Origin of the sequence: Bacillus salipaludis, assembly GCF_030938565.1 — a bacterium.
Classification (GTDB): domain Bacteria; phylum Bacillota; class Bacilli; order Bacillales; family Cytobacillaceae; genus Neobacillus; species Neobacillus salipaludis_A.
Map to the genome: position 1 here is coordinate 434,998 of NZ_JAVGVR010000001.1, position 25,323 is coordinate 460,320.

The window sequence follows — 25,323 nt, forward strand, 5'->3', positions numbered from 1 at the left end:
CCCCTATACCTTTTCCCTGACATTTTTACCAAATAGCCCTGCCGGACGGAAGATTAAGATTAAAATAAGAACAACAAAGGCAACGCCATCACGCCATAAGGAGAAACCTAACGCACTGACAAGTGATTCGATTACACCCAAGACAAGACCGCCGGCCATTGCACCCGGGATGATTCCAATTCCGCCTAATACAGCGGCTACGAAGGCTTTCAGACCTGGGATAATTCCCATCAACGGTTCAATTTTTGTATAGTACATACCAAAGATTACACCTGCTGCACCTGCAAGGGCTGATCCGATTGCAAAAGTTGCTGAAATTGTGTTGTTTACATTTATACCCATTAACCGCGCTGCATCCATATCGTGTGAAACAGCACGCATTGCTTTCCCAATTTTAGTTTTCTTAACGATAAATTGTAGTAAGATCATTAAGAAAATAGATGTCGCTAAGATCAGTAAGGACTGGCCGCTAATTTTTACGCCAAATACTTCTAAACTTTTAAAAGGAACAAGATTGTCAGGATATGCAGCTGGCTGCGCACCTCTAATATAAATCATTCCATACTCAATAAATAATGATACACCGATTGCCGTAATAAGAGCGGCAATTCTTGTTGCATTTCTTAAAGGTTTATAAGCAATTCTTTCAATTAGAACTCCAAAAATCGCACAAACTGCCATTGATATAATTAAAGCAAGGAAAAAATTCAAATGAAGAAATGTGATTGAATAAAAGCCGATAAAGGCTCCCACCATGAAGACATCTCCATGGGCAAAGTTGATTAATTTTACAATACCGTAAACCATTGTATACCCTAAGGCAATTAAAGCATAGATACTGCCCAAGGAAATGCCGTTGACTAGCTGCTGTATTATTTCCATGTATTACACTCCTTTTAAAAGGACTTTCCACTTCAAAAACGCATTTAAGTGCTGAATCTATCAAATTCAAGTCTATTAAATTGGAATAGGGAGACATGAATCTCCCTATTCATTTTCGTTTCATCTTATTGAGGATTTACCTTTGATTTAAATGTTTGTTTACCATCTTTGTACTCAAGAATTACAGCTGATTTGATTGGATCATGGTTCTTGTCCAGCTTCATTGATCCTGTTACAAGTGATAAATTGTTTGTTTCAGCAAGAGCTTTTTGGATTTTTTGCGGGTCACCAGAGCCTGCACGCTTAATTGCATCTGCGATAAAGTAAGCTGAGTCATAGCCTAATGCGTTGAAAGCATCTGGAGTTTTCCCTCCATACTTCGCTTCGAATGCTTTTACGAACTCTTGTACTTTTGCATCTGAATCGCCTGAAGAGTAGTGGTTTGTGATGTAAGTGTTATTTAATGCCTTAGCACCAGCAATTTCTACTAGTTTAGGAGAATCCCAGCCGTCAGCACCCATCATTGGTACATTTAGACCAATTTCACGCGCTTGCTTCACGATTAAGCCTACTTCTTCATAATATCCAGGGATAAACACAAAGTCAGGGTTTTTCGCTTTGATACGAGTTAATGTAGCATGGAAATCAGTATCTTTTGCAACATATGCTTCCTCAGATACAACATTGCCGCCATTTTTCTTAAAGAAATCTTTGAAAGAAGCCGCTAAACCTTTTGCATAGTCACTTGAGCTATCAATAAGGACTGCTGCATTCTTCACTTTTAATTCATTGGAAGCGAAATTAGCCGCTACAGTACCTTGGAATGGGTCAATGAAACAAGTACGGAATACATAATCATTTAATTTACCATCTTTAACCGTAACCGTAGGGTTTGTTCCTGTTGGAGTCAATATTGGTACTTTATTATCATTAGCAATTTGTACTTGTGCAAGGGTGTCTGTACTTGTTGCTGCACCAATAACAGCTGATACTTTATCTTGTGTGATTAATTTGATTGCGCCGTTTGTTGCTTCAGCAGCATCTGATTTGTTATCGACACTTACTAGCTGCAACTTCTTACCATCAATTCCTTTTTTGTTGATTTCACTGATAGCGAGATCAACACCTTCTTTAATCGATTGGCCGTAAGAAGCAACGCCGCCGGATAACTCGAGGTTGGCCCCGATTTTAATCGTTTTGCTGTCACTGCTTGAAGCATTGCCGCTGGTTGATGAACTGCTGCTGCATCCAGCCATAACACTTGCTGCAACTAAAAAGGATGCAACTACACCTACTACTTTCTTCTTTTTCATGGAATACCCCCTGCTAGATAATTTTTCCAATAGTTTTCTTATTGTTTCTAAAACAATTAATATTCTGAAAACATTGTACAAAATTATTTTCCTTTCGTCTAGTACTATTGTCCGTTATTTTAAAATAATTTTTAAAATAATGAATATTACAAGCTAATCTTTGTTCCATTAGGATTTTCGCACTGTGAAGCGTTAAAATTCCTATAGAATGCAAAAATAAGTCCCTTCAAAAATATTTTTCAAGAAATAGAGAGAGAAAAAGAGAACTCCTGAAATGGAATTCTCCTTTTGTGAAAAAATTATTCTAATACTTTACTTTTCGTTTCTTTTCCTAGAAAAACGACCGCAGCCGCCCCTACTAGAACGGTAATACAAAAAATGGTAAAAATCATGGAAACGGATGTTTTTCCAGCCACCAAGTATCCTACCAACAGCGGTCCAAGCACCCCGCCGATTCGACCAAAGGATGCTGCCATCCCAGTACCGGTACCACGGATAATGGTTGGATACTGTTCTGGTGTATAAGCGTAAAGTCCGCCCCATGCACCTAAATTAAAGAAGGATAACAGAATTCCTGAAAGCATTAATAAAGCTGTTGTATCCGCATTTCCAAAGAAATAAGCGCTGATCGCCGTTCCGGTTAAATAGACAGCCAATACAAATTTCCGGCCAAATTTCTCAATAAACCATGCTGCGGTAAAATAACCAGGCAGCTGGGCAAGAGTCATAATCAGCACATATTCGAAGCTTTTAATTAAACTAAAGCCTTTCATGACCATTACACTTGGAAGCCATAGGAACATTCCATAATAGGAAAATACGACACAGAACCAGACAACCCAGAGCATCGTGGTTTGGCGGCCATATTCCTTGGAAAATAACTTTGCCATGCTTTGAAATACTGAAATTTTCTCTCTCTTTTTCGCTTCGGTGAAACGGGGAGAATCCGGTAAGCCCATGCGTAAATAGAGAGTATAAATGGCAGGAATTGCACTAATCAGTAATGCTACCTGCCAGCCAAACTTTGGAATGACAAAATAGGAAATAACCGCAGCAACCAACCAGCCGACTGCCCAAAAGCTTTCAAGCAGTACAACAATTCTTCCGCGCTTTTCAACCGGAACACTTTCCGAAACAAGGGTGGAGGCCACTGGAAGCTCGCCGCCAAGACCCATCCCAATGAAAAACCTCAATACTAAAAACATGGTGATTGTTGTGGTAAAGGCGGAGGCACCACTGCCAATTGAAAATAATAATAGCGTGATTATAAAAACACTTTTCCGGCCCACCCGATCCGCCATTAATCCAAAAATAAGGGCGCCGACTGCCATACCGATGGAATTGATACTGCCAATCCAGCCCATTTGCTCCGCAGATAAATTCCATTCTACTTTTAGGGCAGCGATAATGAAGGAAAGCATCCCCACATCCATGGCATCAAACATCCAACCCGTACCGGCAATGGTCAGCAATTTCCGGCTGGAGACATCCTTGTTTTTCATCGCAGCGCCTCTGTTAAAAACATCCTGCTCGTTAATCATATGGACCCTCCTGATCTAAATATATTTTTACTATTTCCAATACCTCATTCTTTTAATAAGTCCAACTGTATTCTAACAGGTGTCTTTACATCAGTCACTACATTTTTCAAATAAACTTGCTTGTTGATTTCCGCTCCAGGCGCTTCGCTTTCCGCGGGCGGTCCGGGAGCCTCCTCGGCGCTTAAGCGCCTGTGGGGTCTCCCCAGTTCCGTGCTCCCGCAGGATACTAAATTGCTTCCTTGAATCGCCCACGCACAAAGAAAATGCGTAGCATTTTTGAGGAGTCTTCGCACCTTCCGCTCCAATCAACAAGTTTAAAATTTGAATGGCCATTAACACAGCCTAAGGCAAAAAAGAGCACTGTTAGTCCAGTGCTCCTTCGATATTTTTAAATTGATTGAAAAACATTTGATAGTATCTTCCGTTTTGCTTCATTAATTCATCGTGGCTGCCTTTTTCAATAATCTGCCCTAGATCAATCACCATAATGGTATCAGCATCCCGAATCGTATTTAAGCGGTGGGCGATGATAAAGCTTGTGCGGTTCTCCATTAACGTTAACAGTGCTTCCTGAATATGAAGCTCAGTACGGGTATCAATACTCGAGGTTGCCTCATCCAATATCAACAGGGAAGGTTTCGCTAATATCACCCTGGCAATTGCGAGCAGCTGGCGTTGGCCTTGACTTAAATTACCGCCATTTTCCGCAAGCACCGTATCATATTGCTTTGGCAGGCGTCTGATAAAGCCATCAGCATTGGCCATCCGTGCAGCTGCCGCCACCTCATCATCGGTCGCATCCGGTTTTCCATATTTGATATTTTCTTTAATCGTTCCGGAGAATAAATAGGTATCTTGAAGCACAAAACCAAAGCATCGCCGCAGGCTATCCCTTGTATATTCGCGGATATCCCGGCCATCGAGTAAAATCCGGCCGCTCGTCACATCGTAAAACCGAGTTAACAGGTTCACCACCGTCGTTTTTCCTGCACCCGTCGGCCCGACAAGTGCCGTACTGCTGCCCTCAGGTGATACAAAATGAACATTTTTTAAAATCGGGACATCCTGCCGATAGCCAAAGCTTACATTTTCAAAAACAACATGGCCTCTCGGATTGTTTAATTCCACAGCATCAGGCACATCCTCCGGCTCTTCCTGTTCATCGAGAACTTCAAAAACCCGCTCGGCACCTGCAACACCAGACTGCAGGATATTAAAAATATTAGCGAGATCATTCAGCGGGCGGACAAATTGCCGGGAATACGTGATAAAGCTGGCAATTGCACCAATGGTAATCAAGCTTTTAACGGCAAGAATTCCCCCGACAACCGCTACAAGAGTAAAGCCTAAATTGTTGATTACGTTCATAATCGGCATCAAAAATCCCGACCAAATTTGTGCCTTAAGGCCGACCTCACGGAGCTTGGTGTTGACTTCATCAAATTCCTCGATGACCTTATCCTCATGATTAAAGGCTTTTACAACATGGAGACCAGATATAGTCTCCTCAATATGACCATTTAATTTTCCTAACTTTATCTGCTGGTCCTTAAATAACACACTTGTCTTTTTGGCAATCGTTTTCGTAAGTAAAAAAACTAATGGAACCGTGATTAAACTTACTAAGGTCAAAATCGGGCTCAAAACCAGCATCATGATTAAGGACCCAATAATGACAATTGCCCCGGACATAAGCTGAGTTGTGGATTGGGAAATAGTGTTGCTGACATTATCAACATCATTGGACAATCTGCTCATTAATTCTCCGTGTGTTCTTGTGTCAAAAAACGCAACAGGGAGCTTTTGCAGCTTTTTGAAAAGAGCATCTCTGAGGTTTTTTACAATTCGCTGCGAAACTCCAGCCATCAGCCAGCCCTGTAAAAAGGTTAGGGCGGCATCGGCGACATATGCGGAGGTAAGAATAATGATTGTTTTTTCTAACAATCCAAAATCAACCCTGCTATGAAGGCTCATCGCATCAATTGCTCTTCCGATTAGGTAAGGGGCAATCAATGTAAGGACAGAATCAATCACAATAAATATAAAAATGATTGAAAGCATGTTTCTTTCCTTACCGACATAGTGCCATAGCCGTTTGAGCGTTCCTTTAAAATTCTTTGGCTTCACGACAGGTCCTCTTCGGTGAGCGCCGCCAAATCCGCCTGGTCGTCCACCTGGACCTGGAAGCGGCGGGGTGGGACGCGATTGTTCTGTTTCCTTCGCCATCTACTCCACCTCCTTGCCAATCTGCGATTGGAAGATTTCCTGATAGACTTTGCATTCATGAATCAGTTCTTCATGTGTTCCGATTCCAACTACCTTACCTTGTTCCATCACAACAATTTTATCTGCATCGATAATAGAAGTAATCCGCTGGGCAATTAGCAGACAAGTGAGACCTTTTGCGTACTTTTTCAAGGACTCCTTTATTTTTGCTTCTGTTGCCACATCAACTGCGCTCGTACTATCATCCAAAATAAGAATTTCCGGTTTCTTAATTAATGCCCTGGCAATGGATATCCGCTGTTTTTGTCCACCGGAAAAATTCACGCCGCCTTGGCCAATGATGGTTTGATAACCTTCTGGAGACGCCGATATAAAATCATGGGAACCGGCGATCACAGCTGCCGCTTCAATTTCCTCGTCACTGGCATCCTCTTTACCCCATTTAATATTTTCAGCAACACTGCCGGTAAAAAGAATTGTCTTTTGCGGTACAATCGCGATTTTTTCTCTCAATCTTTTTGGATCAACCTCATTAACATTTTCTCCATCTACCTTGATGGTCCCGGAGCTGACATCATAAAAGCGGGGGATGAGGCCGACAAGCGTACTTTTTCCTGATCCGGTTGAACCAATAATTCCAACGGTCTCCCCGGGCAGGAAGGTAAGATTAATATCCTTTAAAACAGGTTCATTTGTTCCCTCATATGAAAATGAAACGTTTTCAAAGTCAATTCTGCCTTTTTCTGTTGCATTTTCGTTCACTTCGTCCTTCCAGGTCTGGAAGTCTTCCTGCTGAAATACCTCGCCAATCCTTCCCGCCGAGGCCTTGGCACGGACGAACATATTAAATACCATAGAGATCATCATCAATGAAAATAAAATTTGTGTCATATAGTTGGTAAATGCAATAATATGACCGACTTGAATTTGGCCTGATTCGACTCCTAATCCTCCCAGCCAGAGAACCGCGACAATCCCCAGATTTACTGTCAGCATAATAGAGGGGCCGAAAATAGACATTAGTCTTGTCGCTGAAATCGATTGGTGCTGAAATTGATGATTGGCCTTCGTGAATTTAGCAATTTCTACATCCATTCGATTGAAGGCTTTTACCACGCGGACTCCTGATAAATATTCCCTCATTACACTGTTCACCCGGTCTAATGCCTTTTGCACCTTGGTGAATAGAGGAAATCCGAGCCTCATATTCATCATAATCAGCACTCCAACGATTGGTACCACGACCGCAAGGACCACCGTGAGGCGAAGATTTAACCGTGAGGCCATAATTAACCCGCCAAAGGCAAGTAGGGGAGCTTTTACAAACATCCTCATTAGCCCGTTTACAAAAATTTGTACCTGGTTCACGTCATTGGTCAGCCTTGTAATTAACGACGCGCGGTCAAAACGATCGATGTTTTTAAAGGACAGCGATTGGATTTTTTTAAATAGATCCGACCGAAGTTCAGCACCAAAATTTTGTGAAACTGTACTGGCCACGATGCTTCTCGTAGAGGCAGACACTGCACCAATGGCCGTAACCAGCAGCATTATGCCGCCCATTTTTAATACGTAATGGATATCCCGCTTGGCAACACCGACGTCAATGATCTTGGACATAATGGTCGGCTGCAGCAGGTCACATATGGCTTCGAAGGTTAGAAATAATACGGCAGTTAAAAAGAATTTCCAATACTTCCTTATATATTTGCCTAAAAATTTCACGACATTGTTCACCTCTAATTGCTGGAAATGTAGGAAGTATCAAATTTAGATATGTTTATTATAATGAGGCTACGGGTTGTTAAACAAATTTTAGGACTTAATATTATTCAAATAAAAAAACAACACTCCGCGTATACGGAATGTTGCTTCGTTTTTTAGTATGTACTTATTCTGCAGGGCGGAATTCATGAACCCAGACGCGCATTTGTGGAAGCCATGGCATTCCTGGATGCATCGAAAGAATCGATTGCTTATAATCTTCTAAAGAATTGAAGCCCTCGCGGCGTGCATCGTCATCAGTTAATTCACCTAGAGATTGCGAGTAGACCTTTTCGACGACAAATTGACGTCCCTCTAGTGTCATGATTTCCCCTGGATCGGCATAACGTCCGTTACGGCGCGTTGCTGTTTTTTCTCCTGAGAGTACTTTTTGTACGTCTTCCGCTACCGTTATCATGCGGTCAATTGTACATGTCTTTGGTGGTAATGCATTGTTTTCTGTCATCATCATTTCCTCCTTGCATAGATTATTTTTCCATTTTAGCATTATTGTAACCATAAGAAAAGTTCACGCCTAAAATCTAAATAAAAAGGCGGAACCAATCGGTTCCTGCCCTCTTATTTTATAATTTTATTTCTTTCTTACCGTCGTCTTTGCGGCGGAACTCTTATTTCCTGCTGTATCCGTTGCCGTTACATAGACAGTCGTCCCCACTTTTAAGGCATTTTTCAGTTTAATCGAATACTTCCCTTTACTGTTGACATAGCCAGTCACAACGGTTTTCCCTGCTTTAACGGTAATCTTTGCACCTTTTTCTCCATGACCGGTAACCAATTTCTCTTTACTTACGATTTTATCAACCTGTGGTTTGGCTGGTGCTTTGTTATCTAAGAGGAACGATTTAGAATTAAAGATCACCGTGTTTCCTGCTTTATCTTTTGCAAGGATGTGCAGGTAGTATTTTCCATCACCTTTAGGAGAAGTTAGATTCGTACCATTTTTAAAGGATTTAAACCCTGACTTCGGTGCGGCTGCACTCTTCGTCCAGGCATATCCATAGCTGCTGAGGTTCGAGTCTTTAACCGTTACCTTAGGCGATACTGATTTTGCCGGTTTCGTGCTGCCGTTTGGCGAAACCGTTACGGTTGGCTTTACCCCGTCCAGATTGAAAGAATTTGTTCTCCAAGCCGTGGAATTTCCAACTTTATCTTTTGCACGGACGTGCAGGTACCATGAGCCTGTTTTACCTGAAAGTGTTAATGTTGAACCGCTCTTGAATGTCTTATAACCTGAAGCTGGTGCTTTCGTGCTTTGTGACCAATAATACTCTAATGTTCCAGGATTAGAATCCGTAACCGTTACTTTTGTAGCCGCTTGTTTCGCAAGTGTCTTGCTGCCGTTCGGTGAAGCTGTTACCTTTGGTGCATCATTATCCACTTTAAATGAGGCTTGCTTTACAGCTGACCCTGCCGTTACCTTCACCGTATAAGCTCCTGTCGGAGTATTAGCAGGCAAGGTGAGTGTTTTACTGAACGACTGGCTGGCTGCCGTTAACTTTTCAGAGATTGAAGTAACGGCTTTGCCGGTACTATTTATTATCTCATACTTAACCGTGCCCCCGACTGTTCCTTGTAATTTACCAGAGATTGATACTTTGTTGTATCCCGTTTTATTGGAATAAACCGTTTTGCTAAGTGAATTCAGTGTTACAGAGTCATTACTCTTTACAGAAATCTTAACGGCTCCGACTGACATATCATTTGCTTGTTCCGTAACCTGGAAGCTTAATCCTAATTTCGGTACATTACGGCCAGCATAAATCAGCCCTGGATTGCTGTAATCCCTTGAATCATCAAATAAATTGACGGCTGACTGCGCATCTAACTTAACATAGTACGAGGCCCCATATTGTGTGAGGTCGATATAGGTTTCGTCGGTAGGTTTCAACGAAAATGCTGCATCTTGAATTTGGTACCGTGAATAAGGGACTGCCCCAAGATTGGCTGATGTCGAAGCATCATAGAAATCAGCTGTTTTTTGATGGGCATCCACAACCCCTAAGAATCCATCCCCAGGGTGATCTCCGACCCAGTTTTCGGTATACTTGTTATCCACATACCAAAGCACCGCACCTGGATCATAAGTTATATCATAAGCTTCCCATAAATGTTTTAGCGCCACATCTGCAGCCGCATAGTTACGCCATTCTAATAAATAATATTGATCCGTTAGGGATTTCCCATTGTTTTTCGTGAAACCTTGAAGCAAAAACGGTGATTGCGCTCCATCCGCATTATCACTTAAAACCGTTTGGCCATTTGCAGTTATCTGTATATCATCCAGATAAAAACCAGGCATGGCAACTCCCGGGTCCGTTACATAAGCAATGACTAAATAAAATTGTTTCCCTGCAAGTGCGGAAAGATCAAATGTTGCATCCTTCCACCCATTGGAATTACCCGTAATACCATTTCCAAGATTCGCGCCATATGGATTGGAGTTGGTTGTAATGGTACCCGGCAGCGGAGAAAAATTCTGCCCGTCTAACGATACGCCAACATAAGCATAGTCAAAATCCTTTTCAATATTATACCAAGTTTTAATTTTTAACTGTGCTGATGACTTTCCTGTTAAATTCACAGGTGCTACCATTCCATTTGTGAGATTATTAGCACTGCCGCTAAAGTACTCATATTGGCCGCTTGCAGGTGCATTAACGGTTGTTGATTTTTTCGGCAATTGAATTTTTACCGCATCTTGGTTTGTTCCCTTGACACTTGCCTGATCCAAAAGAACCGTCTTTCCGCCTTTCAGATCATCCAATTTATACTCGGCATTTTTAAACCAGTTGGACCCAGGCATAGTCCCTTGTAGATACTCCTTATCATATGGGCTAAAACCTGTTGGTTCCGTCCAGGAATTATTCCGGCCCAGCTTCCTGAGGACATAATCGTCCAATATTCCGTTGCGGCACCCACAGCATTTTGGGTATATGCCGTGTCATATTCATCAGGCAAACCCAAATCATGGCCAAATTCATGGGAAAAGACACCCGCTGCACCGTCTTCCGGCTCAATGGTGTAAGTGTATCCATAATAGTTTGAACCTGGAATTTGAACAGGCCCTCCTAAATCCCAGCTGTGGGACCAAATTGCATCTGCACCAAGTGCGCCGCCCCCAGCTTCTTCGCCAACACCGGAGTGGATGACCATTAAATGGTCAATGATTCCATCTGGTTCACGATAGTTTCCATCTCCATCTAAATCATATTGATCCTCTATATCATAGTCGCTAAACTTAATAGCTGGATCTTTGGCCGCTGCTGCCAAAGCCTCTACCACTAATGCACGCGGGTTAACATCGCTGTCTCCTTGCTGTGGATCATTTTTGCCATAATAGTCTGCATTATGTTGAGCGGTATACCATTTAGAAACCTGGCCATCAATTGTGTAGCTTCCACCTGATTGCTGGTCATAATATTGTTTAACGGATAGCAATTTTTCGCCGTTCGGTCCTGTATATCCATTGTCACCAAAAATCATATCCTGATAGTGCTGCTGGGTATAGTTATCATAGTAAAGGTAGGTTTCATCTTCTCCAATGTTGCTATTCTGATAGTTGGGATAATCGATTAATAGCACAAGTACCTTATCTTTTCTTACCGCCCCGGTCCATGGCTCTTTCTGAATCGGACCAACTTTCTTGCCTGTGAATACTTTTGGATTTACCTTTTTCTCTTCCTTAAGCGCTCCCGCAGGCTTAAGCTTTAACTTCTTCTTTTCTTGCATTTTTGCCCGAACCTTTTTAACTTCTTGTTGATTGGTACCTTTCACTTCCGCCTTTTCAGCCCGTTTGGCAATATAATCATACATTTGCTTGTGCTGTTTCTCTTCGGAGGCATTCTTGTCAACAATTCCCTGTTTAATTAAAAGCTTAAGTACTTTTTTTTCATTGATGATCCCTTTATCAAATGGACCACCAGTATGTTGATCTAGAAAAGGCAATTTACCAGTATCACTGTTAGTTTGATGGAATTCCATTTTTTGAAGGTTCTTTAACTGAATATCTTTTCCCTTTACTTCTTTTGCAAATGTGATCGGTGCAAAAGAACTAAATACCAGCCCGGCCGAAAGCAATGAAGAACCGAGCATCTTTTTCCACTTAACCATTTACCTATCCCCCCATTTTTAAACTATATAAAAATGCTCCTCCTTTTTTTATTTTTTAAAATCTACAAATATAGGTCTTTAGCAGTAGATTTTAAATGATCAAATAGTATTCTATCATCATAGATATGCGAATTTACGGATAATTTGTAAATTTTGGATATTATTTTTAGCTATAATACTTCCTTTTCCGCTATTTCTCCCACTAAAATGCTAAAAAAACACCCGGATGAAATTCTTCCGAGTGTTAAAGAAATGATTAATATAGTAGTTTTTTAGATACAGTTGTTGAATAAGCACTTTATATATTCTTAATTTCACGACTCCATAAAAATAACCGAGGGATTTGGCCTTTAAACATTCAAATCCCTTTTTTGATAGGAAACATAGGTAACTGCCGCTAAAACAGCTACTGCTACGATAGAAACACACATATATACAGGGTCAAGTGCTGCATCCGCCATTACCTTTTTCGCATCATAATATTTAAAGGGGGTCAAGTACTTTAATCCATCCAGCTTATGGTTTAGATCGATAAAAATCGATAAAAGATACAAGATTAAAAGAATAGCTGTTCCGATGGATGCAGCCCGTTTTGGTTTTTTGAGAACAGATGCCATTGTCGAACCTAGTAGCAGGAAAATAAGCTGCAGCATAAACATTCCGGCCATTAAGGTATAGATCACATCCAGCGGATCACCTGCTTTATTAAACTTGGATACCATCGCTACCGAAAGAACTAACGTGACAAGATTGAAAATAACTACATTCACAAGGGCAGCCAATAGCTTCACCGTGAGAATCCTTTGACGCGAGATGGGTTTTGCCATTAAAAATTCTGTTGTTTTGTCCCGCTCTTCTTTTGCAATGATATTGGCGCCAATCATTAATGCATGAATCGCAGCCATTAAAAGAAGGTACGCAAATAGCATCCCGTAAAACCCGATTGGGGTTGAAAAATCTAACTCTCCGACGCCCATCATCGCCTGTAAGGATTTCGGCATACTCGCCATCAGTTCGTTAATCGATTGACCTGATGAGGAAGAATAACCCTCATATTTTCCCATTCCGGCTACAACCATAAACAGGATACCAAAACACCAAATGATCAATGACTTCCGATTTGCCTTCATTTCTCGGAAAAATAAATTCATGACCACACCTCCTTATACCGCATGAATGTCTTTTTTAGTATAAATCACATAACTGGCGGCAATCGTTGCAAAAATAAAGACCATTTCAATGATAATAAAAGAAGCGTCATAGCTTGAATGTTTGATAATATAAGTTGTTTCATAATACTTAAATGGGGTGAGGTAGCGAATCGCCTTTTCGCCAATCACTGAACCTAACATATTTAAGACATAAAAGCCAAATACGGTACCAAGTGAAATCGGCAAAACGGATTTAATTTTTGGGACTGATACTGAAATAAGCATTCCCAGTGCGACAAACATCAATTCTACTAAAAAAGCGGTTAGTGAAATCAGCAAAAAGGTCGTTAAATCAAATGAATTCTCACTGACGGCCAATGCTGTATTGACTGCAATGACAATGTAAATAACATTCGTAATGATCAAGGAGGCTACTACTGCCAATAGTTTAGCTGTGACAATTTGCTTCCTTGTAACAGGCTTTGTGAGCAAAAAATCAGCTGTTTTTTCCCGAACCTCTTTTGATAATATCGAGGTTCCTAGATTCATAGCCTGAATGGAACCACACAAAAGCACATAGGTAAAACCGTAGGAATAGAACCCTAATAACGATGTAATGCTATCAAGCGAAACACCTAGCGCCCTCCGGACCGCTTCGGGATAGTTCTCCAGCAGCTTTTTAAACTGATCCGCATCCTGTGTTAAGCCAGGGAACATCGAGAGGAAAAAAACAATCAACGCTGCTAAAGAAAGTGTCCAGATTACCGTCGACTTCCGATATGCCTTTAGTTCATGGAGAAAGATATTCATCGTTTTAATTCTCCTTTTCATAATAGTGCATAAAGATTTCCTCAAGATCCGGTTCGTCAATCCAAAGGTTCTCAAGCTCAAGCTCCGAGAGTTTTTTCAAAATCAAGTTGATATTGCCGCTGTATAGGAAGCTAGTGATATTGTCTTTCACCTCGAAATTCGTGACCCCATCTATTGTTAGATTCGTAAGAGGGGCCTTGGTTTCTAACTTGAACTTTTTATGATTGTTTTCACGTAAGGTACTGATTTTTTCCACCTTTACAAGTCGGCCCTCTTTAATAATCGCCACACGATCGCACATTTTTTGCACTTCACTCAAAATATGGGAGGAAAACAAAATCGTCTTGCCCTTTTTATTTTCTTCTTTTAATAGATCAAAGAATTTTTGCTGCATTAACGGGTCAAGCCCGCTTGTCGGTTCGTCAAGGATGATGAGTTTCGGATCATGAAGGAGCCCTTGGACGATTCCAACTTTCTTTTTGTTTCCAAATGAGAGGTCATCGATTTTTTTATTAAGGTCAAGATCCATGATTTCGGCTAATTCTTTCATCCGTTTACTGCAATCCTTTTTATAAAAACTTGCCGAGTACTTGAGGAGGTCTTTGACTTTCATGTTGTCATAATAAAAAACTTCTGATGGCAAATAACCGATTTCTTTTTTGATTTCTGGTGCATACTTCACGCTGTCCTTGCCAAAAATTGTGGCACTGCCGCTTGTTGGGTAGATGAGTGAAAGAAGTGTGCGGATGGTCGTCGACTTTCCGGCGCCATTCGGCCCGATAAACCCGAAAACTTCTCCTTCCTCGACATGAAAGCTGATATCTGTAATACCTCGCGAATTGCCATAGGTCTTTGTTAAGTTATTCAGTTCAATCACATTCATCGCGTGAACCCCCTTATTTATAAAAAGCTTTCATCAAGATCTCAAAATACTCTTCGATTTCTACTTGAATTCTTTCGTAATCAATTTGGTGAGAGGGGGAAAGTTTTACCTTGTTCATTTCCTCTTCACCCAGTTTTTCAAAGGTAGAGGTAATAATTTTTAAGACCTTTTTGATATCCATATCCGATCGAAATTTTGAAAAATCAATGCCATCATAGATTTTGCCAAAATTGATGTCATTTAGTTCCTTTACCTTTTTTTCAATCTCAATTTTAATCTCAGATGATTCGTCTAGATAAGCCTCTTCAATAAATTTAAATAGGTTGGGATATTGGTTTAATAATTCTGTCTTAATTAAGATGGCTCCGCGAATTCTGTTAAAAAGGTCTTTTTCCTGTAAATTGATTTTTATATAAAATTCATCGGCAATGATTTTGCAGCAGTGATCAAATAAAAATAAAAACATTTGCTTCTTGTTGCCAAAATAATGAAACAGCAAGCCCTTTGATATACCCGCTTCTTTTACGATTTCATTTGTTGAGGCGTTATCATATCCCTTCAGGGCGAATTCCTTTATGGCTGCATTGATTATTCGGTCTTGTTTTTCTTGATCTAGGTTGAGAAATTTAGAAAACATAGTGGCTGCCCTCTTTCTTTATTGCGTTGACCACATTAGTCAATGACATTGTAACTCCGTTGACCAACTAGGTCAATAGCGGTCAACGGATATTTTTTACATTTTTCAGAACATTTCTTTGTAAGGTTATTATGGGTCCGCGGGTTGTGCTAAGATACATACGAGGCTGAATATATGGAGGTGAAAGATATTTTTACGTTAAAAGAAAGAGACCTGTCACTTACTCTGACAGGCGTCATTTCTGCTCAAAATTGGTTAGCTGCGAACCATCCGTTTCTTCCTGTTTTATCTAGTAAGCAGGCATCAGTAGAAGCAGGAATTGGCGGAGAAGAAAAGGTATCTGAAATTTCCAGAAGACACTTGTTTCCATTTGATCACCACATTTTCCACGATTTATCCCCCAGCTCTGATGAGAAATTCCAAATGGATACCTATTTTATGACTCCTTCTTATGGGTTAGTTTTTGAAACGAAGAATATTGGCGGAAGTTTGGAGTTCAGAGAAAATCCGCCTCAACTGATCCGCACAAGGGAAAATGGACAAAAGGATGGGTTTGAAAGCCCTGTCGTTCAATTGGATCACAATCGTGAATTATTGAGTGCCTGGCTAAGGTCCCGAAACATTTATATTCCTATTTATGGGGCTGTTGTTCTTGCCTACCCAAGACAAATTGTGGAAGTCCCGCCTTCGAAGGCAAAAGTCCTATTCCCCAGTTCGATTCCCGCCTTTATTAACAGTATCCCAAAGCTAACAAAGAAGTTAGATCCTTACTGTTTTGAGTGGCTTTCTGCAGAATTGCTTAATAGTCATCAACGTTATATTCCAAAGCCAATCTGTGAGGCTTATCAAATACCATTTGAGGACATTCAGCCAGGGGTGATTTGTAAGGTATGTGACCGGATTGGGATGGTGAAACACTGTAGGACCTGGTACTGCCCTTATTGTGAGGCGACTGATCATTTGGCCCATGTGAGGAACTTACAGGAATGGTTTCTGCTTTTTAAAAGAACAATTACGAATCGAGAGTGCCGGGAGTTTTTGCGGGTTGACAATATCCATACTGCAACCCGAATTTTGCAAAGCTCCAATATGGATATGGAAGGAACGTTTAAAAATAGGTCATATATTATGGATTTAAGCAAAGTCAGGTAAGAGTAGCATCTACTTTTGAGAGTATTCTCACCTTATCCGAGAGTATTTTACGCTCATCCATGAGTATTACCACCTCATCCGAGAGTGGCATTCACTTTTGAGAGTATTCTCACCTTATCCGAGAGTATTTTACGCTCATCCATGAGTATTACCACCTCATCCGAGAGTGGCATTCACTTTTGAGAGTATTCTCACCTTATCCGAGAGTATTTAACTCTCATTCACGAGTATTGCCACCCCATCCGAGAGTAGCATCTACTTTTGAGAGTATTCTCAGCTTATCCGAGAGTATTTTACGCTCATCCATGAGTATTGCCACCCCATCCGAGAGTAGCATTCACTTTTGAGAGTATTCTCAGCTTATCCGAGAGTATTTTACGCTCATCCATGAGTATTACCACCTCATCCGAGAGTGGCATTCACTTTTGAGAGTATTCTCAACTTATCCGAGAGTATTTAACTCTCATTCACGAGTATTGCCACCCCATCCGAGAGTAGCATTCACTTTTGAGAGTATTTTACGCTCATCTGAGAGTAGCACATCGACTTATCTAAAAACGTGTACCCATCCAACGAAAGTGCTATTATAAACATGTAGCAAAACCAAAATAAGGGAGTGCAAACAAACATGAAAAATGAAATCATTGAAAGATTTACTTCCTATGTAAAAATTGATACCCAATCTGACGAAAGCAGCAGCACTTGTCCATCAACACCAGGGCAGTGGACCTTGCTCCACAAACTTGAAGAAGAATTAAAGTCCATTGGCATGCAAGAAGTCAGCATCGATGAGAACGGCTATCTAATGGCAACGCTTCCGTCCAACACAGAAAAAGACGTACCCACCATCGGATTCCTGGCCCACGTCGACACCGCTACAGACTTCACCGGCAAAAACGTCAACCCGCAAATCCACGAAAACTATGACGGCGGCGACATCACATTAAACGAGGCCTTAAAAGTTGTCCTATCACCAAAAGACTTCCCAAGCCTCCCAGAATACAAAGGTCATACCTTAATCACCACCGACGGCACAACCCTGCTCGGCGCCGACAACAAAGCCGGCGTGGCTGAAATCATGACCGCAATGGCATACTTAATCAACCATCCGGAAATCAAACACGGCAAGGTCCGCGTTGCGTTCACTCCTGATGAAGAAATCGGCAGAGGGCCGCATAAATTTGACGTTGCCCGATTTAACGCTACATACGCCTACACCGTCGACGGCGGTCCGCTAGGAGAATTAGAATACGAAAGCTTTAACGCAGCTGCAGCGAAGATTACCATTAAAGGAAACAATATTCACCCAGGCTCAGCAAAAGGTAAAATGATCAACTCTGCCAAAATTGCGATGGAGTTCAACAACCAGCTCCCGGCCAAAGAAGCACCTGAATACACCGAAGGGTACGAAGGCTTCTATCATCTTATTTCAATCAACGGGGATGTTGAACAAACCAAGCTATACTACATCATCCGTGATCATGACCGAGAAAAATTCAACAATCGCAAAACAGTCATTACAAACCTAATCAATGAGTTTAAAGCAAAATACGGCGAGGACAATGTTCTTCTTGAACTGAATGACCAATACTACAACATGCGTGAAAAAATTGAACCGGTTAAGCAAATCGTTGATATTGCCCAGGAAGTAATGGAATCTCTTGACATTAAGCCGCTGATTAAACCAATCCGCGGCGGAACGGACGGTTCGCAACTATCCTTTATGGGTCTGCCAACACCTAATATCTTTACCGGCGGCGAAAACTTCCACGGGAAATATGAATTTATTTCTGTCGATAACATGGAAAAAGCCGTAAATGTAATCGTTGGCATTGCGCAAAGCTTTGAGAAAAAAGCGTAAATAGGAAAAGGCTAACCCCGCGGTTAGCTTTTTTCAATTCAACAGTGCCCCGATACAATCCCTTAAAGTAGCAACCGTCTCCTCGAACTGCGCCTCCAACTGCTCTCTTGGCCATTTTTTCTGCCCCGAATCCAAGTCACTTCGAATCAATAACAACATCCAAATCGAAAACGCAGCGGAGAATAGATAATATTCCCTTATAAAGGCCTCATCTGCTATTCCCGCATGGTCACAATACGTTTTTAAGGCCAACTCCCGAAACGGATGAGGTACCTGCTTCGGAAAAATAGGGTGGGCTAGATCAAGCAGATGATACAAATCCCAATAGGGTGCATTCAGATGGGTATGCTCCCAATCCAACACCACCACTTTCTCACCCGCGCTTGCAATATTGCCAATATGAAGATCGCCGTGTGATAACACGAGCTTCTTTGAAAAATTAACCCCATCAAGCAGTGGAAAAATCTCCTCTATCCCCAAATCCTGTACCAAAACCCTTTTCTCAGTAAGTTCTAAAAGAATGTGCTCCATTTTCGGTTTAAGTCCCGTCACAGGAAGTCCCACCATTCCTTCAACAGAGAGGGAGTGCCATCCTGCCATCAGCCTAACCACTTCTAAAACTGTATCCTCCTGAAAATCATGATCAAGCGATCCAAGATCCTCAAAAATCATCCAATTCTCATCCAGTTTCTCAGCAACCGAGCAGGCCAGCAGTTTGGGATAGATCTCCGGAAAAGCGGGGAGGACATGCTCATACACCCAAACCTCTTTCCCTAACTGCCCGTTATTGGTTAAGGGCTTAAAAATGTAACTTTCAGTCGGTGACAGATAAAATCGCTCAACAAGTTTGCCATTCATCCCTTGATAAAGTGTTTCACTTTTATAGATTTTTTCACTTTTTAACGTCCCATTCAAAAGGACTAGATTTTTAAGGCGCTCCATAATTCCTCCAACTCACTTTTAGTACATTTTATTCAGTGAAATCCAATTCATTAAAAAAAGCCCAACAATTTGTTGGACTTTCCATTTTAAAAAAGCGCCACTGATTTTTTCAACGCCTCAAGCTCTTGACGCAGCTTTCGATTTTCCCTTTGAACGGCTTCAATTTCTGTTTCGTCCTTTGCAACGACAGGGAATAATAGATTGATTTCATACCAATTCTTTCCATCTATAGATTCCATTGGATGACACTGCTTAACATTCGCTTTAGGATATCTTTTTTTTACGAGTGAAACTTCATCCTGTGAAAGCCTTAATTCACGAAAATTGACTCCATCCGCAAAAGATCTCGATAAGAACTCTTCAAACTTCTCCATTTCTTTAAAAATCATCCTTTTCTCACCCTCCATTTTGACTATTCAAATGGCTAATCACGACATCATTTTCGGCATCGTATTAACGTAGAAAAGGAAGGATCAGTGCTATTTTTCTTTTTTTTTGACCTTACTTTTTTTATTTAACCTCATATTATATTTATTACGTATTTTTTTAGATATGCAAATTAAAAAGATTGCCCCCCCAATAAGGGGCAATCTCATTATAGAATTTTGTTTAAAAATCTCTGGGTCCGCTCATGCTTTGGATTTGAAAAAATTTCATCTGGAGACCCTTCTTCAATAATATTCCCATCTGCCAACATGATAATCCGGCTTGCCACTTCGCGGGCAAATCCCATTTCATGTGTGACAATCACCATTGTCATGCCCTCTTCTGCTAATTCCTTCATGACTTGAAGGACTTCACCAACCAGCTCCGGGTCAAGTGCAGAGGTCGGTTCATCAAAAAGCATCACCTTTGGTTCCATCGCCAATGCCCTGGCAATCGCAACACGCTGCTTCTGCCCGCCTGACAGCTGATCCGGATAAAAATTAGCCTTATCGGATAAGCCAACTTTTTTCAAAAGATTCAATGCCTTAGCAGTTGCCTGGGCCTTCGTTTCTTTTTTCACATAGATTGGTGCCTCGATGATATTTTCAAGGACGGTTTTATGAGGAAACAGGTTAAAATGTTGAAAAACCATTCCGACTTTTTCCCTTATTTTATTGAGATTGGATTTCCCATGGTCAACCTTTTCCGAATCAATGATAATCTCGCCGTTATTCGCGGTCTCCAGGAAATTCATACAACGAAGCAGTGTACTTTTTCCAGAACCACTGGCACCAATCAGCACGACAACCTCTTTTTCTTGAACCTTCAAATTAATATTTTTTAAGACTTCAAGTTCACCGAAGGACTTGGATAGCTGTTTAATTTCAATCACGCTACTGCCGCCTCCTTCGGTTTACTGACATCCAGCTTCCTCTCAACCCTGTTTGCTAACCATGTAAAGATTAGCACAATGATTAAATAATAAAAACCGACAACGAAATAAGTTTCAAACGGCATATAGTTTTCACCTTGTACCGTCAGTGCCGTATTGAATAGGTCTGTAACAGAAATATAGGCGACCAGTGATGAATCCTTTAAGCTGATAATAAACTGATTTGCGAGTGGAGGAATCGAGCGCTTGAAGGCTTGTGGGAAAATAATTCTCCTCATTGCAAGCGGCAGCGGCATCCCTAACGACCTCGCCGCTTCCATTTGACCTCGGTCAATGGACTGCACCGCCCCCCTAAAAATTTCAGCAATATAGGCACCGGTATGAATACTTAATGCCAACGCGCCTGCGGTAAAGCTGTCCAGCGTTACCAAATTGGCAATTCCGTAGTATAAAAACATGATTTGAACAATTAACGGTGTACCACGGATAAGGCCAATATAGATGTCTGCCACGCGATTTAACAGTTTTATAGAAGAAATTTTAAATCCGGCAAAAATCACTCCAATAATCATGGCAAACACTAAAGAAATTACCGTAATCGAGATGGTCATCCAGGTGGCCTTCAAGAAGGCCATACCATTTTCACTTAAAATTCCCGTCACATTGTGTAAAAACGTCAATGTTACAGCCTCCCTAAAAAGCTTCTTTATTTTTCTAAAAGATTTTCATTGAACCATTTCTTACTGATTTTTTCGTAAGTTCCATCCTTTTGCATGTCAGCAATGGCTTTGTTGATTTTATCTGCGAGCGCTTTGTTTCCTTCTGTTACCGCTACACTAACGCGGTCCTCATTTAACAGGTCACCAACCGCTTTAATTTTTAGATGCTTTTCATTTTTGGCATTCAGACCAACAATTTTATCCGTGATCACTGCATCAATACGGCCTAACGCTAAATCTTGAAGGGCGTAAACATCACTTGGATAGCCTTTTACCTTATCGGATAATTTAACGGCCATATCCTTCCATGTGCTGGACTGAATAACTCCAATGGTTTTGCCTTTTAAATCGTCTTTTGATTGAATAGCATTATTGCTGTCTGCAACAAAAACTTGCGCGCCTGATAAATAGTATGGGTTTGTAAAATCAACCTGCTTGTCCCGCTCAGGCGTTGCGGTCATGCTTCCAATAATGGCGTCATACTTGTTCGCTTTTAATCCTTGAATAATTGTTTCCCATGGGTTCGTTACAGGGTTTGCTTTTAAACCGATTCTTTTAGCAATTTCGTTCCCAATTTCCACATCAAAACCCGTCAATTTGCCATCCTTTTTATAGTTTAACGGCGGGTATAAACCGCTCATCGCAAAGGTTAACGAACCACCCTTTACTAGTTTTAGATCTGAACCTTTCGCTTTAGCCGTTTCGTTATTTTGCTTCGTTCCGCATGCTGATAAAACAAATACAAGCGCAACTGTTAGCAGAATCATTATTCTTTTCACAATATTCCCTCCTTTAAATTAAAAAAGGCACCGCCATAATATTATGACGGTGCCTGACACACCCTCATCTTTAAGCTTTGAAAAAGATAGCTCTCCACAATTCACTAAATTGTGACAGTTCTGCCCCTGTTTGAGTGCAGACCCAGCCTCCTGAAACTAGTGATTTCAGTGACTTCGGCGATTATTCCTTTTTCCTATTTTCATAGATTTCACTAAATCTCCAATAGGATACTCTTAAAAATCGCGACCTCTACCCCATCTCAAAACTTGAAAAGATGAGGATTTATTATTTTATTTTTCAAATAACAGTTTTTAGTATAGCGAAATAATATGATAAAATCAATAATAAATATTCAAAAAATATTATATTAATAAACTACTTGACGCCAAAAACCTTTAGGTATACATTTTTGTAAAAACATTTTATTCAAAAAGGGGAATGTACCATGCTTGAAAGCCGGGAAGCGGTTCTTGCTTTAACCACTCAGCTCGTGAATGTTGAAAGTATCGTTAATACAGCTGGCGAGAAGACAATTGCCAATTCATTATATAAAATTATCGCAGATCTTCCTTATTTCTCCAAAAACACATCCTACTTAACATTAGAGAAGACAATTAATGATATTCATGAACGCTACAATGTGCTTGCCTTTGTGAAGGGAACAAAAGGTACAAGCAATCGAACAGTTATTTTAATGGGTCATATGGATACGGTAGGAATCGATGATTTTAATCAATTAAAAGACCGGGCGTGTTTTCCTGATGAGTTGATGGAAGCACTAAAGCAGGAAGAGCTCCCTGTTTCTGCAAAAGAACATTTGGAATCAGGGGACTGGCTGTTTGGACGCGGCGTCCTTGATATGAAAAGCGGTGTCGCCAGCCATCTTTTTCTTTTACAATACTATTCAGAGTATCCTGAGGAATTAGACGGAAATCTTGTCCTTTTAGCAGAATGTGATGAAGAAGACAGCTCCCACGGTGTTTTATCTGCCTTAAAAGTATTAAAAAGTTGGAAAGAGGAACATGGCTTTGATTATGTTGCGGCCATTAATTCTGATTTCGTATCGCCCCGCTATGCCGGTGATATAAACCGCTATATTTATAAAGGCACGGTTGGGAAGCTCCTGCCATCTTTTTTTATTACTGGTGCAGAAACCCATGTCGGATCCTGTTTTGAGGGCTTAGACCCGAACTTTATTGCGGCAGAATTAACCAAGCAGATTAATTATAACCCTGAGCTTTGTAACGAGGCATTTGGGGAGACGACGGTACCGCCTGTTTCCTTAAAGCAAACCGACCTTAAACCATCCTATACCGTACAGACCGCCCTATCTGCCTATGTTTACTATAACTTTTTTATCCATTCATGGTCTCCAAAGGATGTGCTGGAAAAGTTAAAGGAGCAGGCACTAATTGCCTTTGAAAGGGCGCTTGCATCCTTTGATGAGCGCTATAAACGTTACAGTGCGGCGAGTGGCGAGCCTTATGTAGAACTGCCATGGGCACCTCGAGTGTTTACATACGAGGAAATGGAACAAATGCTTGTGGCGGAACATGGGGATGCATTCGTTCGTCATATGAATGAATTTAAAGAGATATTGTTGCAAAATCAAGAACTTGATACGCGGATGTTTGCGGCACGAGTAGTAGAGGAAGCCTGGAAATGGATGAAGGATAAAAATCCTGCCATCATTCTGTTTTATTCTTCACTGTATTCACCAAGAATTGAATTAACAGGGAAAACAAGCCGTGAACAGGCTTTAATTGATGCCTTGGATGAGGCAGTAGAGGCTGTACAGCCAAGCTACCAGCACCCCATTGTAACAAGGAACTTTTTCCCATATATTTCGGATATGAGCTTTGTTGCTTTAAGTGATGATCAAGAAGGAATTAATGCGGTTTCGAAAAATAACCCCGGCTGGGGAACCAAGCATTATGTAGAATACCAGGATATCCGCGAGTTAAATGTTCCGGTTATCAATATTGGGCCTTATGGTGTAGATGCTCATAAAAAACTTGAACGAATGGAAATGACCTACTCTCTAGAAGTCGTGCCGAACTTAACCAACCTTGTTATCCGTAAGCTTCTAGCATAAATTAGAAAACACCTAGCCAATCTCCTTGCGGCTAGGTGTTTTTAATTCATTATCCCTGTGTAACCAATGCTTTTTTCAATGCTTCCACTTCTTGCTTTAACCGTTCATTTTCTTTTTGAATGTCCTCAAACTTCGATTCAGCATCATAAGCGGGCAATAGGTTGACTTCATACCATGCTTTATGATCCTCGGACTCCAAAGAAGCGCTCTTCAAAACACTGGCATTTGGATACCTTCTTAATAAGTAATCTACTTCCTCGTCTGATAATCGTAGCTCGCGAAAACTTACCCCGTCCGAGAACGACTCTGCTAAAAACGTTTCTAATTTTTCCAATTCAGTTGGTGCCATGAAAATCCCACCTTCCGCTCGTAACATGCAAATCTATTAAGAATACACGGCTGAACTATTTTGTTTTTTCGAGGTGCCGCCTGAAAGGGCAATCGACTGTTCAACGAGAACCTCCAATGCATCCACACAGTACTGCGCTGCCTCATCACCAATCCTTACACAAGAAAGCTCCGTACAGGCAAGAACAACACAGTTACAGCCTTCGTCAAAAATAAGCTGATGGATCATCTCTTCGAGTTCCAGCGGGTCAATCATTTTGTCAGCCTTTATGCTGTAAATAATGTCCATCGTCTGTTTTTGAACGGCTTCACTCGGAACATACATCTGCATCTTGTATTTGCTGGATTCTTTTTCGTAAATACCGCTGCTGATGGTTCCCTTTGTTGCTAACAGTCCAACCTTGGCGTTTTCGCCGTATTTTTGATAAATCACTTTTAATGTTTCATCCACCATATGAATAATTGGAATCTCTGTCATGGCCTGCATTTGATCGTAAAAATAATGCGAAGTATTACAAGGAATCGCGATATGAGAAACACCGGCAAACTCCAATAGTTTGAAGTCCTTTTTCACTGCATCTAAAAATAAATCATCCCGTCCATTTAAAATGGCTTCGGTACGATCCGGTAAGGTGGCGTGATTCAGGATCATAATATCGATATGGTCTTGATCCCGATCAGCGACTGTATTTTCAACCACCTTATCGAAAAATACAGAGGTAGCCTTGGGACCCATTCCACCGATTACACCTAAACTTTTCATTCAACCA

General features: G+C 41.0%; 22 protein-coding genes and 1 riboswitch. Of the genes, 3 read left to right on the forward strand and 19 right to left on the reverse strand.

The annotated features are described in order from the left end of the window. Positions 1–3: 3 nt before the first annotated feature. From RCG21_RS02095 to RCG21_RS02150, 12 genes are all read right to left on the reverse strand, one after another. Complete coding sequence (locus RCG21_RS02095) at positions 4–882, reverse strand: branched-chain amino acid ABC transporter permease (RefSeq protein ID WP_133332855.1); 879 nt, start codon at positions 880–882, stop codon at positions 4–6. 125 nt (positions 883–1,007) lie between these two features. After that, positions 1,008–2,195, reverse strand: coding sequence for an ABC transporter substrate-binding protein (locus RCG21_RS02100; protein WP_133332854.1), 1,188 nt, complete (start codon positions 2,193–2,195; stop codon positions 1,008–1,010). Positions 2,196–2,494: 299 nt separating this feature from the next. After that, positions 2,495–3,697, reverse strand: coding sequence for an MFS transporter (locus tag RCG21_RS02105; protein ID WP_308914238.1), 1,203 nt, complete (start codon positions 3,695–3,697; stop codon positions 2,495–2,497). Between the two features lie 402 nt (positions 3,698–4,099). Then, complete coding sequence (locus RCG21_RS02110) at positions 4,100–5,962, reverse strand: ABC transporter ATP-binding protein (RefSeq protein WP_308912859.1); 1,863 nt, start codon at positions 5,960–5,962, stop codon at positions 4,100–4,102. After that, a complete protein-coding gene (locus RCG21_RS02115) occupies positions 5,963–7,687 on the reverse strand; it encodes an ABC transporter ATP-binding protein (RefSeq protein WP_308912860.1) in 1,725 nt (574 codons plus the stop codon). A gap of 166 nt (positions 7,688–7,853) precedes the next feature. After that, positions 7,854–8,195, reverse strand: coding sequence for an ASCH domain-containing protein (locus RCG21_RS02120; RefSeq protein WP_133333216.1), 342 nt, complete (start codon positions 8,193–8,195; stop codon positions 7,854–7,856). Positions 8,196–8,318: 123 nt separating this feature from the next. Then, positions 8,319–10,550: an Ig-like domain-containing protein gene (locus RCG21_RS02125; RefSeq protein WP_308912861.1), complete on the reverse strand. Its 2,232-nt coding sequence runs from the start codon at positions 10,548–10,550 to the stop codon at positions 8,319–8,321. Beyond that, positions 10,499–11,857 (reverse strand): immune inhibitor A domain-containing protein, encoded by a 1,359-nt coding sequence (locus tag RCG21_RS02130; RefSeq protein ID WP_308912862.1) that lies wholly within the window; start codon positions 11,855–11,857, stop codon positions 10,499–10,501. Before RCG21_RS02130 ends, RCG21_RS02125 begins: the two co-directional genes overlap by 52 nt. 350 nt (positions 11,858–12,207) lie before the next feature. Then, positions 12,208–13,008, reverse strand: a complete 801-nt coding sequence (locus RCG21_RS02135) for a DUF2705 family protein (protein ID WP_308912863.1) — start codon at positions 13,006–13,008, stop codon at positions 12,208–12,210. Between the two features lie 12 nt (positions 13,009–13,020). Then, positions 13,021–13,818, reverse strand: a complete 798-nt coding sequence (locus RCG21_RS02140; protein ID WP_308912864.1) for a DUF2705 family protein — start codon at positions 13,816–13,818, stop codon at positions 13,021–13,023. A gap of 4 nt (positions 13,819–13,822) precedes the next feature. Next, entirely contained in the window at positions 13,823–14,701 is an 879-nt protein-coding gene (locus RCG21_RS02145; RefSeq protein ID WP_133332848.1) for an ABC transporter ATP-binding protein, read from the reverse strand. A gap of 13 nt (positions 14,702–14,714) precedes the next feature. After that, the gene (locus RCG21_RS02150) at positions 14,715–15,338 is read right to left on the reverse strand and encodes a TetR/AcrR family transcriptional regulator (protein WP_133332847.1); all 624 of its coding nucleotides are present in this window, start codon (positions 15,336–15,338) and stop codon (positions 14,715–14,717) included. Between the two features lie 174 nt (positions 15,339–15,512). Here RCG21_RS02150 and RCG21_RS02155 point away from each other — a divergent pair, with 174 nt between their 5' ends. Together RCG21_RS02155 and pepT are read left to right on the forward strand one after the other, a co-directional pair. Next, positions 15,513–16,490, forward strand: coding sequence for a nuclease-related domain-containing protein (locus RCG21_RS02155; protein ID WP_308912865.1), 978 nt, complete (start codon positions 15,513–15,515; stop codon positions 16,488–16,490). Positions 16,491–17,118: 628 nt separating this feature from the next. Further along, positions 17,119–18,351: a peptidase T gene (gene pepT / locus RCG21_RS02160; RefSeq protein ID WP_133332846.1), complete on the forward strand. Its 1,233-nt coding sequence runs from the start codon at positions 17,119–17,121 to the stop codon at positions 18,349–18,351. A gap of 33 nt (positions 18,352–18,384) precedes the next feature. Here the strand turns inward: pepT and RCG21_RS02165 are convergent, their stop codons facing one another. The 5 genes from RCG21_RS02165 to RCG21_RS02185 form a co-directional block, all read right to left on the reverse strand. Next, entirely contained in the window at positions 18,385–19,293 is a 909-nt protein-coding gene (locus tag RCG21_RS02165; protein WP_235824700.1) for a phosphotransferase, read from the reverse strand. 86 nt (positions 19,294–19,379) lie between these two features. Further along, positions 19,380–19,682, reverse strand: a complete 303-nt coding sequence (locus RCG21_RS02170; RefSeq protein WP_133332844.1) for a hypothetical protein — start codon at positions 19,680–19,682, stop codon at positions 19,380–19,382. Positions 19,683–19,888: 206 nt separating this feature from the next. Next, positions 19,889–20,611, reverse strand: coding sequence for an amino acid ABC transporter ATP-binding protein (locus RCG21_RS02175; RefSeq protein WP_133332843.1), 723 nt, complete (start codon positions 20,609–20,611; stop codon positions 19,889–19,891). Beyond that, positions 20,608–21,246: an amino acid ABC transporter permease gene (locus tag RCG21_RS02180; RefSeq protein WP_133333215.1), complete on the reverse strand. Its 639-nt coding sequence runs from the start codon at positions 21,244–21,246 to the stop codon at positions 20,608–20,610. Before RCG21_RS02180 ends, RCG21_RS02175 begins: the two co-directional genes overlap by 4 nt. Before the next feature lie 71 nt (positions 21,247–21,317). Continuing rightward, on the reverse strand, positions 21,318–22,097 hold the full coding sequence (locus tag RCG21_RS02185; RefSeq protein ID WP_133333214.1) for an ABC transporter substrate-binding protein: 780 nt from the start codon (positions 22,095–22,097) through the stop codon (positions 21,318–21,320). 91 nt (positions 22,098–22,188) lie between these two features. Beyond that, a riboswitch (Lysine riboswitch) is annotated at positions 22,189–22,370 on the reverse strand. 185 nt (positions 22,371–22,555) lie between these two features. Here RCG21_RS02185 and RCG21_RS02190 point away from each other — a divergent pair. Further along, entirely contained in the window at positions 22,556–24,205 is a 1,650-nt protein-coding gene (locus RCG21_RS02190; RefSeq protein ID WP_308912866.1) for a M20/M25/M40 family metallo-hydrolase, read from the forward strand. Between the two features lie 49 nt (positions 24,206–24,254). On the opposite strand, the gene RCG21_RS02195 is transcribed toward RCG21_RS02190, so the two are convergent. Both RCG21_RS02195 and cuyB read right to left on the reverse strand, forming a co-directional pair. Further along, complete coding sequence (locus RCG21_RS02195; protein WP_133332841.1) at positions 24,255–24,554, reverse strand: hypothetical protein; 300 nt, start codon at positions 24,552–24,554, stop codon at positions 24,255–24,257. Between the two features lie 36 nt (positions 24,555–24,590). Next, the gene (gene cuyB / locus RCG21_RS02200) at positions 24,591–25,316 is read right to left on the reverse strand and encodes a cysteate racemase (RefSeq protein ID WP_235824699.1); all 726 of its coding nucleotides are present in this window, start codon (positions 25,314–25,316) and stop codon (positions 24,591–24,593) included. Between the last annotated feature and the right edge of the window lie 7 nt (positions 25,317–25,323).